Below are 12,677 nucleotides of genomic sequence, written 5' to 3' on the forward strand. Positions count from 1 at the left end.
AGCATGAGAATTGTTTCGTTTTATAATGTCAAAGGCGGTATCGGGAAAACGGCAACGACAGTCAATCTGGCCTATCTGGCTACATATGAGGGCGCCAGAACGCTGGTCTGGGATCTGGATCCGCAGGGCGCGGCCAGTTTCTATTTTCGTATCAAGCCCAAGATTAAAAAAGGCGGTAAAGGGCTGCTGACTGGAAAAAAGGCGCTGGAAGATGTGATTAAGGGTACCGATTATACGCGATTGGATCTGGTGCCGTCCGATTTTTCCTACCGCAATCTTGATCTTGAACTGGATGATTTTAAGAAACCGGGCACCCGGTTACGCAAACTTCTGAAGCCACTGGATAAGGAATACGATTTTATCTTTTTGGACTGTCCGCCGGGCATTTCACTGGTGTCCGAGAATGCGCTGGTTGCAGCCGATACTGTAATAGTTCCTACCATTCCGACGACTTTGTCGTTACGCACACTGGATCAACTACTTGATTTTTGTATAAAAATGAACCTTGATCATTCAAAAATCATGGCATTCTTTTCCATGGTCGATAATCGCAAGAAACTGCACAAGCAGATTATCGAAAATCCGCCGCAGAATGTACGGGTGTTGAAAACATGGATACCCTATGCCAGCGATGTTGAACAAATGGGGGTATATCGTCAACCGGTAGCCGTCTTTGCTGGAAACAGCCGTGCCGGAAAGGCTTATCAGGCGCTTTGGAATGAAATTAACGCGCGATTAAGATGAGTTTTGTACGTTTTCGTTTTGAGAGGTAAATTATTTTGTCACATTTGCTCTATTTGTTAAGGCATGCTAAATCCGATTGGAAAAAAGAAGCCGCTACTGATTTTGAACGCCCGCTTTCCAAACGCGGTGTCTCCAATGCACCCAAAGTGGCCACATGGCTGGCCAGACAGGCCAACAGGCCTGAAACAATTATCAGTTCCCCTGCATTACGCGCGTATCAAACGGCGTTGATTTTTTCACATGCCCTGGATATCCAAGCCAAAGATATACGTTTTGACAACCGGATTTATGAAGCCGGTCTCGAATCGCTGCTGGAAGTCGTCAAAATGCTGCCGGAGCAGGAAAAATCGGTTTTGCTGATTGGACATAATCCCGGATTGGATTTTTTGTTACAGGTATTATGCAAGCAGGCGCAACCCCGGTCTGACGGTAAACTGATGACGACCTGCGCCATTGCAAAAATTGCGGTGGAAAGCCGGTGGCGGGATATTTCGGACAAACATTGCATGCTTTATAGTTTGTCCCGGCCTAAGGATGTACTTTGATGAACGTGGCCATGCCACGTTATTCGTCGCTCATTTGGAATAACCAAACCTCGCTTTTCATGCCTGCCAGGCACCATCTTAGGGACAACAGAGATAATTCACTCATCGAGAACAGCCCTTAGTATTCGTTGCCGGGTGCTTGAGCATCAATTTATACAAGTAGCCATTATCCTAGAATCCTCAGTTGAACGTACTCGAGTGTTTGGTTTTCAGGTTGGCTGACAAGGCGTGAAGAGGCGCATGGTCACTCCATGCAACGATGAACAACGCTGCTAGACGATCTGAAAACCATATAATCGGGTACGTAGCGATTTTACCCATCTGGTGAATAAGGCTAACAGTATAAAGCCAATATACACGGGACATTTAAAGTATTGAATAGCGATCAACTGAGGAATCTAGGATTATTGCCTTCCGATACAGTAGGAATGGCAAAAAAATACCGGAATGTATTCCAAACAGTGATTGAATTGCCGCTAAAGCAATGAAGAACGAGAGGAAAAACTACTGTTTAGTAACGTTTAAGCAACTTGGAACTTTTTTCTGATTTTTTTGCAAATTGTGCGGTTTATCACATTTAACGTTTGCTAAAGCCGATATAGTTTGAAAAAGGTTTGTTTCGTACAAACTGGAAAAGTTTCTGAGAAAAGCTGGGGGAAAGGGTGTTGAAACAATTATTTTGAACGCGGCGGGTTGATTTGCTGCGGCAGGAATTATATGCAATTTTTTCCTAAATCCGAAGTTGATTTGTTCTACAAAGAAGTAAGTTATTCTTGGCTTGTTCCATTGTTAATTCCCTTTATATTTGATTAATAAATTCAGTTGCATACGTGAGTAATCTGGTGTGACAGCAATTTGTTATATCGTTTTTAGTGCGTCGTTTTTTAACTGCCGGTTATCTGCTGAGACGGCAATTTTCCATGTGAGTCCAACACGATTACCGCCAGGAAACCTGATTTACAGTTACCAAGTATGTTTAAAAGTGCAACGATTGATAAACAGGTAGAAACACACTTCCACTCAGGCAGTGAGTTCAGTGCGCCTGATGCGGATCAGCTTGGACAACTGGTAAATAGATTCGCCTGGCTTACCAGCATCGTCGCAGCACTATCGATTCCAGTGCTGGTGATGATTTATAGCTATATGACACAGTATTTGCTTGTGGTGAATGAGGCATCGATGCTTTCCGAGATAGCAAAAAGTCATGAACAGCAAAATTCTGAAAGGGGAAGCTACCATACGTTTGAACAAATCCTGAATGCCGTTTCCCGGAACAATGAAAGCGAAGTGACTCTGAATGAGACTGATAGTATTGAATCTCAGGACCGCTTGCAAAAAAGTATCCCGATACATTTTGCAGATGGAAGTAGTGCGATGCTGACTGTTTCGCGCTCACTGCACCCAGTGTTCGCGGATGCGGCAATCGGCCTGATTGCTGGCTTGCTGATCGGCTTTCTGGTATTCAGGGTGATTCAGATTTATCCATGCAGGGTGTTCAATATCGCCATGAAAGAGTTAAAACGTCGTGCCGAAGCTGAACACCGGTTACGTGCGACCAATTCATTATTTTCAGCGATATTGGAATCCACGGATGAAGGTATTGTTGCGATTGATGGTGAAGGGCGGGTTGTGGCGTGCAATACCCGTTACCTGGAACTTTGGCGGCTGCCGGAGAATGAATTCAAGAAAAATGCGGACTGTATGTTCTTCTCATCGTTGGCAACTCATGTTCGTGACCCAAAATGTTTCTTGCAATGTAATGAACATTTGTTGAATAAACCAACCTCCGAGTTAATCGAGTGTCTGGAGCTTCGGGATGGTCGGTTCTTTGAGTGGACATCTCGTCCTCAGCGAATCCATGGAAAAGTGGTTGGACGAATTTCTACTTTTCGGGATGTGAGTGAAAGCAGGCGTGCGGAAGTACTATTGTCTACAGAAAAAACTGTTCTGGAAAAGTTAGTGCAGGGAGCGCCACTCGAAGACGCGTTATTTGTGGTGGCCGACGTCATTGAACGCGAATCAGGTGACATGTTTTGCGCCATTCTTTTCTGTAGGGATGGTCGCACAAACGATCTTAATGCTGTTGCCGGTACGCGCTTGCCGCCATGGTATTGTGACCGATTGTTGACGTTAAGTCCCCGCCTTGGTCAACGTAAAAATGATTTGCAATGTATCAATACTGATTCGCCAAGCTCCTGGTTCGAATCCGGCGCTTACTCGCAACTCATGAGCCAAGCGGGGGTTGGTCGAATCAATTTGGAACTGATAAAAGGCTCGGCTGGAAATGTAATCGGATTAGTGCTTGCACACTATCGTAACGAAACGGTTCAGTGTTTTGAGCAGGATCGTCAACTTTTACATATTGCTGGCCAGATGTGTTCTGTCGCGGTAGACCGCTATCATACAATGCGCGAACTTGATCTGCTTGCGCATTATGATTTTCTTACCGAATTGCCGAACCGCAAGTGCTTCCATGATCACCTGAATAACGCTATCGAGCAGGCGCAGGGTTCCGGTCGTTCGCTTGGTTTACTTTTTCTTGATCTTGATCGATTCAAGGCCATCAACGATTCTTTGGGTCATTCCGCAGGAGATGCGCTGCTCAAGGTGGTTGCATCCCGTATTCGCGAATCTGTACGTGAGCAGGATATCGTCGCCCGTTTAAGTGGGGATGAATTTGTTGTATTGATAGAAGATCTCCAGCAGACTGAAATTGCCACTGAGCTGGCGAGTAAGATTGCAGCGCGTATGACAGAAGGCGTGAATCTGCATGGGCAACGAACATTCATTAGCGCGAGCGTAGGTATTGCAGTGTATCCGCAAGACGGCAAAACGCTTGAGGAACTGTTAAAAAATGCGGATACGGCCATGTATGAGGCCAAAGAACAGGGGCGCAACGGCGTGCAGTTCTTTCATACCCGCATGAATGAAAACCATCGTGAGCGCCTTCGTCTGGAAGAGCGATTAAGCCACGCTCTGGAATGCAACGAAATGACCCTACACTACCAACCGAAAGTACAGGCTTCCACGATGACTGTAATCGGTGCGGAAGCACTGTTGCGTTGGCAGCACCCCAAACGAGGGCTACTGCCGCCTTCAGAGTTTGTCCCACTTCTGGAAGAAACCGGTCTTATTGATGAATATTGGAAATGGATTATTCGCAAGGTATGTGAGGATATGCTGAGTCTCGATGAAGCCAGCAGAAATCGACTTGATATCGCTGTGAACGTCTCGGCAAGACAATTTGGAAACTACGGCCTGCATGACAGTCTTGCGCGCGTGATCGATTCAACCGGAATCAATCCTAATCGGCTGGAGCTTGAGCTGACAGAGAGCCTTCTGATGAAAGAGCCGCAACAGGCTTCCAGAATTCTTGGTGAATTGCGCGAACTTGGTATCGGTGGGATTGCCATAGACGATTTTGGCACCGGTTATTCTTCACTTGCTTGTCTCAAAGGGTTTCCGGTTACAGCGCTTAAGATTGACCGTTCGTTTGTTTCAGGCATTGCACATGGCAACCAGGATGAGGCCATAGTACAAGCAATTATGGCATTGGCCCAAAGCCTGGGTCTTCGAGTTACTGCCGAAGGTGTTGAAACATTCGAACAGGCTGCATCATTGACTGCTCAGGGATGCCATGAGTTCCAGGGATATTACTTTGGCAAACCTGCATCATTGGAGCGTTTTATCAGTACCATGAATAATGGTTTTTATCTAATAAACGGTACCCGAACGCATGAAATGTTTAAAGTGATCGATCAAGAAACTGCTTCACAGAGATGCATCCAGTCGAATAAGCGCCATCTCGATAAAATAATACATTCAGTTTAATGCATCGTTGCGCCATGCGACAATGTCTTTGCCTCTCCTTCAGACAGAATAAACACCCGATCTGCCGCATTGATCACAGCGGGTTGGTGCGAAACGGCAATAATTGTGAGTTGTTTGGATAATTGTTGCAGCGTTTCACAAATCGTTTTCTCGCTTTCCGGATCCAAAGCGCTGGTGGGTTCGTCCATAATCAGAAATGCCGGACTATGCGCTAACGCTCTTGCAATGGCTATTCGTTGACGCTGTCCGCCGGAGAGTAACCCGCCGCGCTCGCCAACGACAGTCAACATGCCGTCCGGTAATGCGCTGACAAAATCCCAGGCGCCTGCCTGACGCAACGCACGTTCGGCATCGTCAGCAGTTAGTGCGGGTTCGCCGACCAGAATGTTATTCATGATTGTGTCATGCAGCAGGATCGTGTCTTGCGAAACATAGCCGATCATATGCCGCCATTTACGCAGGTCGATATCATGTAACGACTTGCCGTCAATGAGCACCTCTCCCGCATTGGGTTCGGTCAATCCGCACAGCAAGTCTATTAATGTGCTTTTACCAACGCCAGAGGGTCCGGTTACAGCGGTAAATGTTTTAATCGGAATTTCAATATCCAAATGCGTAAAAATCGTTTTTTCCCCGTAACTGAACTGTACATTCTGCAAGGAGATTCCTCGTTGCAGGCTGGGTTCGTCAGTTCCTGAATTACGTTCTGCCGCTGCTGCGGCATCTTCCGCAGCTTTGCGTAACGCCCAGTACGCACTTTCCTGCACTGCCAGTTGCTGATATTTGCGCTGCGTTTTGTTGAGCAGACCCAGAATACGTGTCAGCAAAAAGACCATGATCATGACTTCGGGTAATGACAGTTGCCAGATAACAAGCGCCAGGTACAGACCAGCCGCTGTGATGGCAGCCAGAATCGGTTCCTGTAACGCCATCAGTGCTGCGCGGCTCATGACTTCATGCCGGGTTGCCTTTTCCAGTTGTTTGGTCTGGTCATGGAGTATTGCGTCGGCGACATTGTCACGCGCCATTGCCTTGAGCGATTTGACGGAATTGAGTACATCTGACAAATAGGCTAATAAATGGCGTAATAATTGCGTTTGACTGGCGCCGGCCCGGCGTGTTGCGCGTACCAGGCGGTGCAATACAATCAATAAAAACAGGCCGATAAAAAGCGATGCCAGCGTTGCTTCCCATGAAATAAACACAGCAACCACTGCATAAACCACAACTTGTATTGCCAATGCCAATACGATCACGCTATGCTCAAAACCGTTGGCTGCCCGATAGGCTTCGGTTGCGACCGAATTTGCCAGAGAACCTACTGGCTGGCGGAGATAGTATTGCCAGCGACTGGCAAGCAATGCCTCAATCAGGTTTAGACGCAAGGCTGTGGCCACATGTGCAACCGTGTATCCTACCTGGCGATTTGCCAGCAGCAATATTAAGCCCTTGGTAAACATGCCGCCGACAATAATGATTAAAATCATGTCCAATGTGGGTTCGATACCAACCTTCGACAATGTTTCAACCATGAACTTGCCTATGCCTGAATCATCTGAAGTCTCACCCACTGCGATGGATAATAACGGCAATAATGCTGTCAGACTCAAACCTTCAGCTACGCCAGCGACAAGTAGCGCAAGCAGCACGAATGCGCTTCGCTGCGGAAAGACCATGATATATGTAAAAAGGGTTCGCATTGAATTGTTTAAGAGGGCTATTATGATTTATCAGTTTTATTAATCACAAAACCGGTTATATTACCCGAAAGCGGGCAGGTATTTGCTGTAACCGGCCTGCTAACAATAATTCAAGGCGTTATTGTTGCAAAAATACCTAACTGATTATTTTTGTGCCTTAAATCGGTAATGTAACATCCTGCAGCACGCCATCAATAAGCTGTTTAACGTGTTTGGCGCGGCTCGCCAGGTGTTGATCGTGGGTAACCATGATCAGGCTTGCGCTGACTTTTTCATTGAGTGTCAGCATTAAATCGAAAACAGACTCAGCAGTATGACGGTCGAGATTTCCGGTCGGTTCATCAGCGAGAATACACGCCGGTTGGGTGACCAGCGCCCTTGCCACAGCTGCACGTTGACGTTCGCCTCCAGATAATTCGCCTGGCGTATGTGTCAACCGGTGGTCTAATCCAACCTGTTTCAAAACTTCCGCCGCTCTTTCATTTGCCTCGCGCTTGTTCATGCGGCGGATCAACAAAGGCATGGCTACATTCTCCAGTGCGGTAAATTCAGGCAGCAAATGATGGAATTGGTAAATAAACCCAAGAGAACCGTTGCGTAGTTTGCATCGGGTTGTCTCATCCATCGCTGCGATATTATGTCCCAGGATATGGATTTCACCACTGCTCGGCTTATCAAGTCCACCCAGTAAATGCAGCAAAGTGCTTTTCCCGGAGCCGGACGCGCCAACGATAGACACCATTTCGCCACGGGCAACTTCCAGATTTACGCCCTTCAGAACCGATACTTCCAGTTCGCCCTGGTCAAATTGCTTAAACAGGTTATTGCAGGTTATGACGACGTTGTCAGAATGGTTACTCATACCGCAGCGCCTCTGCCGGATTCACTTTGGACGCCCGGTAGCTCGGATAAATCGTTGCCAGCAGACTGAGTGCAAAAGATACCGCGGCAACGGTCACAATATCCGATGTCTGGGGATCGGTCGGGATTTTGCTGATGTAATAAATTTCGTTCGATAGAAATTCCACGCTGAAAATCCATTCAATAAACGCGACCACCTCGCCGACGTTATACGCGAGCAGCACACCGCCAGTTACACCCAGGATCGTGCCGGCAACACCGATAAATGTGCCTTGTACAATAAATATTTTCATAATGCTGCGTGGGCTGGCGCCAAGTGTGCGCAAAATGGCGATGTCGGATTGTTTGTCGGTAACGGCCATTACGAGCGTGGATACAATATTGAATGCGGCCACCGCGATGATTAACGCCAGAATCAACGACAACATGCGCTTTTCAATTTGAATGGCGCGAAAATAGTTGGCATGCTGTTTTGTCCAGTCGGTTATATAATAAGCGCCGGTTAATGAACTGGCCAGATCATTGACCACTTGTGGCGCCTGAAACATATCTTTCAGCTTTAGCCGTACGCCGGAAACTGTGTTGTCTTCCATGCGGTAAAGCTTCTGGGCGTCGGCGATATGAATTAATACAAGCGCCGAGTCATATTCAAAATGACCGGCTTCAAAAATACCGACTACGGTAAATTGCTTAAGTCTTGGTAAAATTCCTGCGGGCGTAACCTGCCCTTGTGGCGAAATCAATACGATCTTGTCCCCCCGGAATGCGCCGAGACTGCGCGCAAGTTCCATGCCGATGACAATGCCAAAATCACCTGGAATCAAATTTTCCAGTTCACCGCTGACCATCATGTCGGCAAAATCCGCTACAGAATTTTCTTTTTCGGGCAAGATGCCGCGCACAATTGCGCCATGGACAACTTGATCGTAAGACACCATTCCCTGGGCACTGACAAATGGGGCCGCACCCTCAACCAATGGGTTCCTGGATGCCTCATCAGCGGTAAGCTGCCAATTGGACAGTTTGTTGTCAAAACCGCTGATCTGTACATGTGAAGCAACACCCAGAATACGTGCACGGACTTCCTTTTGAAAACCATTCATGACCGACATAACGGTAATTAATGCTGTCATGCCAAGCGTGATGCCGAACAAGGAGATCAGTGAAATAAAAGAAATAAAGTGGTTGCGCTTTTTTGCCCGTGTATAGCGTAAACCAATGAATAATTCGTATGGCGACACGAAAGAATAAAACCCTTGACTTGTAAAACTACGAAGTGTGCCATAATTAATGTACTATGAGTAGATAAGTACGTTAAAGTATTATCAATTTGCCGTCATAAATGTGGAATTTGTTTTTCCCTACGGTTCAAAGCAAATGTATAATCAATCCATGAAATTTGATATTGTTGTAGTGGGCGGGGGTTTGGTCGGTGCAAGTCTCGTGGCCGCGTTGAAGGATAGCGGATTGAAGATTGCCTTGATCGAGTCACGTGAGCCGGCGCCGTTGCCTGACGATGAAAGCTGGGATAGCCGGGTTTATGCGATCAGTCCCGGGAGCGTCGGTTTTTTACGCGATCATGCAGTCTGGCAGAGGATGGATGTATCTCGCATCACGCCAGTGTACGAAATGGCTGTTTTTGGCGATGACAGCAGCTCACATATCCAATTCAGCGCCTACGAAGTTGGTACGGCCGAGTTGGCTTTTATTATCGAAAACCGTCAACTGCAATCTGCTGTCTGGGAAGCGCTGCAATCGCAGCAGCAACATGTAGAAGTCCTCTGTCCTGCCAAATGCACCGCGATCACCTGGCATGAATCGCATGTTGACATTCGACTGGATGATGGCCGTGCGATTGAAACTGCGTTGGTCGTGGGTGCGGATGGCGTAAATTCGTGGGTGCGTCAGCAAACGGGCATCGAAGTTTCGCGCCACCCCTATCAGCAAGTCGGTGTGGTCGCCAATTTCAGCACTGAGCTGTCGCATCGCAATATTGCGCATCAATGGTTCAGGCGTGACGGTGTGCTGGCGCTGTTGCCACTGCCGGGTAACCGGGTTTCCATGGTTTGGTCGACCAGCGAGGAACACGCTGCCCAGTTGCGCCAGTTATCGACTGATGAGCTTTGTCAATGTGTTGCAGGTGCATCTTCACATGCACTGGGCGGATTACAGTTAATTACTGCGCCGGTCGGTTTCCCGTTGAATTTTGTGCATGTCAACAATCTAATCATGCAGCGGCTTGTGCTCGTCGGCGATGCGGCGCATGGTATTCATCCGTTGGCGGGCCAAGGCGTTAATCTTGGATTGCGCGATGTGCGTAAACTCACCGAAATCCTCAATGAACGCGGACTACAATCCGATGTCGGTGATTTTATGCTGCTGCGCCGATATGAATGCGCCCGCAAGGAAGATATACTGGCGATGGAAATCGTTACCGACGGTTTGCAAAAATTGTTTATCAATCCAGATCCTACATTGGCCCGGATACGGAATTTGGGACTGGAAATAACCAATCACCTGCCGATTATCAAGAACACGCTCATGCAGCATGCACTGAACTAATCTGTATTTAACAAGGAGTCATGATGGCCAAATATTTGAAGCGATTCATTCCAATCCTGTTGCTCTGTCTATTTCCCGGCATAACCTGGGCGGATGAAGAAGCGGTTAAAAAGGCCATTGAGCCCCATTTTCCTGGCGCAAAAATCGAAAGTCTGCGTAAAACGCCCTATCTGGGGCTTTATGAAGCCCTGGTTGGTGGCGAGCTTTTTTATACCGACGAAAAGGCGGAATACTTTTTCTTTGGTCATATCGTTGATACCAAAACCCGGACCAGCGTAACCAATGAACGTTTGCAGGAAATCAAGGCAGCGCGCCGCGTACCGCTGGATACTCTGCCGCTGGAATTTGCCATCAAAATTGTCAAAGGCAACGGCGAACGCAAACTTGCAGTCTTTACCGATCCAAACTGCCCATACTGCAAACAACTCGAGAAAGAACTGCTTAACATTACAGATGTCACTATCTATACCTTGCTCTATCCGGTTTTGAGAGGCTCGGTAGAGCTTTCTACCTCGATCTGGTGCGCCCAGGATCAAATTAAGGCGTGGGATGACTTTATGCTCAGAGGGGTTGCGCCAAAAGATCAGGATTGTGAAACGCCGATACCGTCACTGCTTAAATCCGGCCAAGAAAACCGAGTAACCGGTACGCCAACCTTGATTTTTGCTGATGGCTCTATCGTTGGCGGCATGATTCCGGCAACCGCGATTGAAGATAAATTGCAGGAAGCGGGTAAGGTAACAAAAGAATAACGATATAAGCGATTAATAACGCTATCAGATTGTTAAACAATTTTCATTTTTGTATAAAAACGCAGGCCGATAATGTCATTCTCAGGTATAAGATTCAGTCTGCTGCAACTGTTTTTAAAAGTATTCGTCTCAGGGTAAGATGAAACCCACACTTGTTTTGGTTGGCCGTCCTAATGTGGGCAAATCAACCCTTTTTAATCGTCTGACGCACAGCCGCGATGCTATTGTTGCAGATATTCCCGGATTAACGCGAGACCGCCATTACGGTCATGGCAGGGTTGGCGACAAACCGTATCTGGTTATGGATACCGGAGGGCTGGAGCCGGTGACCAAGGACGGGATTATGCATGCGATGGCGCAACAGTCCCTGCAAGCGATAGACGAAGCGGACAAGGTATTTTTTATTGTTGATGGCCGTCAGGGCGTGACTGCGCAAGACAGAATTATCGCAGATCTGTTGCGGAAAAAAGACCAGAAAATCCTGTTGGTTGTGAACAAAACGGAGGGTATGGCCGATGCCGTTGTCACTGCCGAATTTTATGAACTTGGCTTGGGTACACCCTATGCGATTTCAGCATTGCATGGTGATCATGTCAATGAACTGGCGGCACTTGCACTCGCCGATTTTCCTGAAATCGATGAAGTGCACAGCGAGTGCAAACATCCCAGGATTGCGATTGTGGGCCGTCCTAATGTCGGCAAATCAACGCTGATTAATACACTGCTTGGTGAGGAACGTGTAATTGCCTACGATCAACCCGGTACGACAAGAGACAGCATTTATATCGATTTTGAGCATAATGACAGGCATTACACGCTTATCGATACCGCCGGACTGAGACGGCGCGGCAAGGTTAAGGAAACTGTCGAAAAATTTTCGGCCATCAAAACCCTGCAGACAGTGGAAGATGCCAATGTGGTCGTGTTGGTGCTCGATGCCATGAGCGAGATTGCCGAACAGGATGCCCATATCGCTGATTTTATTTTACAGTCAGGCCGCGCACTGGTTGTGGCTGTAAACAAGTGGGATGGACTCGACCATTATCAACGCGAAGTCATAAAACATGAACTGACCCGAAAAATCGGTTTTCTCAGTTTCGCCAGATTACATTATATCTCCGCTTTAAAAGGTACCGGCTTACAGAAACTGTTGTTATCCATTGATCAGGCATATGCCGCTGCAATGGCTGACTTGTCCACGCCAAAACTAACGCGGGCGCTTCAGGCGGCCGTTGAAAAACATGCGCCGCCGCGTGGCGGCATGTCACGGCCAAAATTACGTTATGCGCATCAGGGGGGGTCAAATCCGCCGCTTATTATCATTCATGGCAGTATGGTCGAACATGTGCCGGAAACATATCGGCGGTATCTGGAAAGTTTTTTCCGTGACAGTTTTAATCTGTCTGGCACGCCGGTGCGGGTAGAATTCAGAAGCGGACATAATCCCTATGCACATAAGAAGCCCGTGCCGCCAACCGAGGCAGAGGCCAGGCGCGCGCATAATCGACGCAGACGCAGCCGCAAGAAATATGGCTGATCGCGTTGACGGGTTACCATTGATTAGGCAATATTAGCAACCTGAGATCAGTACTGTTTGCCAATGCCGCATATGACGGCATATTCGAGTGATGTCCTGTACCATATTACGCTTCATCTGTTAAACTGCGTCTTGTTTTTCGTGA

9 protein-coding genes are annotated in these 12,677 nt (G+C 47.5%); 6 read left to right on the forward strand and 3 right to left on the reverse strand.

Going from position 1 to position 12,677, the window contains the following annotated elements:
- Nucleotides 1–3: 3 nt before the first annotated feature.
- The 3 genes from MRK00_09385 to MRK00_09395 all read left to right on the forward strand — a co-directional run bounded on the left by MRK00_09385 (nt 4) and on the right by MRK00_09395 (nt 5,120).
- The gene (locus MRK00_09385; protein ID MDR4517583.1) at nt 4–744 is read left to right on the forward strand and encodes an AAA family ATPase; all 741 of its coding nucleotides are present in this window, start codon (nt 4–6) and stop codon (nt 742–744) included.
- A gap of 35 nt (nt 745–779) precedes the next feature.
- On the forward strand, nt 780–1,289 hold the full coding sequence (locus MRK00_09390; GenBank protein MDR4517584.1) for a histidine phosphatase family protein: 510 nt from the start codon (nt 780–782) through the stop codon (nt 1,287–1,289).
- Nucleotides 1,290–2,261: 972 nt separating this feature from the next.
- Nucleotides 2,262–5,120, forward strand: coding sequence for an EAL domain-containing protein (locus tag MRK00_09395; GenBank protein ID MDR4517585.1), 2,859 nt, complete (start codon nt 2,262–2,264; stop codon nt 5,118–5,120).
- Here MRK00_09395 and MRK00_09400 read toward each other — a convergent pair.
- From MRK00_09400 to MRK00_09410, 3 genes are all read right to left on the reverse strand, one after another.
- Nucleotides 5,117–6,820: an ABC transporter ATP-binding protein/permease gene (locus MRK00_09400; protein MDR4517586.1), complete on the reverse strand. Its 1,704-nt coding sequence runs from the start codon at nt 6,818–6,820 to the stop codon at nt 5,117–5,119. The genes MRK00_09395 and MRK00_09400 overlap by 4 nt on opposite strands.
- A gap of 157 nt (nt 6,821–6,977) precedes the next feature.
- Nucleotides 6,978–7,682, reverse strand: coding sequence for a lipoprotein-releasing ABC transporter ATP-binding protein LolD (gene lolD / locus MRK00_09405; GenBank protein MDR4517587.1), 705 nt, complete (start codon nt 7,680–7,682; stop codon nt 6,978–6,980).
- A complete protein-coding gene (locus MRK00_09410) occupies nt 7,675–8,922 on the reverse strand; it encodes a lipoprotein-releasing ABC transporter permease subunit (GenBank protein MDR4517588.1) in 1,248 nt (415 codons plus the stop codon). Before MRK00_09410 ends, lolD begins: the two co-directional genes overlap by 8 nt.
- A 151-nt stretch (nt 8,923–9,073) precedes the next feature.
- On the opposite strand from MRK00_09410, the gene MRK00_09415 reads away from it, so the two are divergent.
- The 3 genes from MRK00_09415 (at nt 9,074) to der (ending at nt 12,532) form a co-directional block, all read left to right on the forward strand.
- Entirely contained in the window at nt 9,074–10,243 is a 1,170-nt protein-coding gene (locus tag MRK00_09415) for a UbiH/UbiF family hydroxylase (protein ID MDR4517589.1), read from the forward strand.
- A 23-nt stretch (nt 10,244–10,266) separates the two neighbouring features.
- A complete protein-coding gene (locus tag MRK00_09420) occupies nt 10,267–10,995 on the forward strand; it encodes a DsbC family protein (protein MDR4517590.1) in 729 nt (242 codons plus the stop codon).
- 139 nt (nt 10,996–11,134) lie between these two features.
- Nucleotides 11,135–12,532, forward strand: coding sequence for a ribosome biogenesis GTPase Der (der, locus tag MRK00_09425; protein MDR4517591.1), 1,398 nt, complete (start codon nt 11,135–11,137; stop codon nt 12,530–12,532).
- The last annotated feature ends 145 nt before the right edge of the window (nt 12,533–12,677 follow it).

The sequence above is a fragment of the Nitrosomonas sp. genome, from assembly GCA_031316255.1.
Lineage (GTDB): Bacteria > Pseudomonadota > Gammaproteobacteria > Burkholderiales > Nitrosomonadaceae > Nitrosomonas.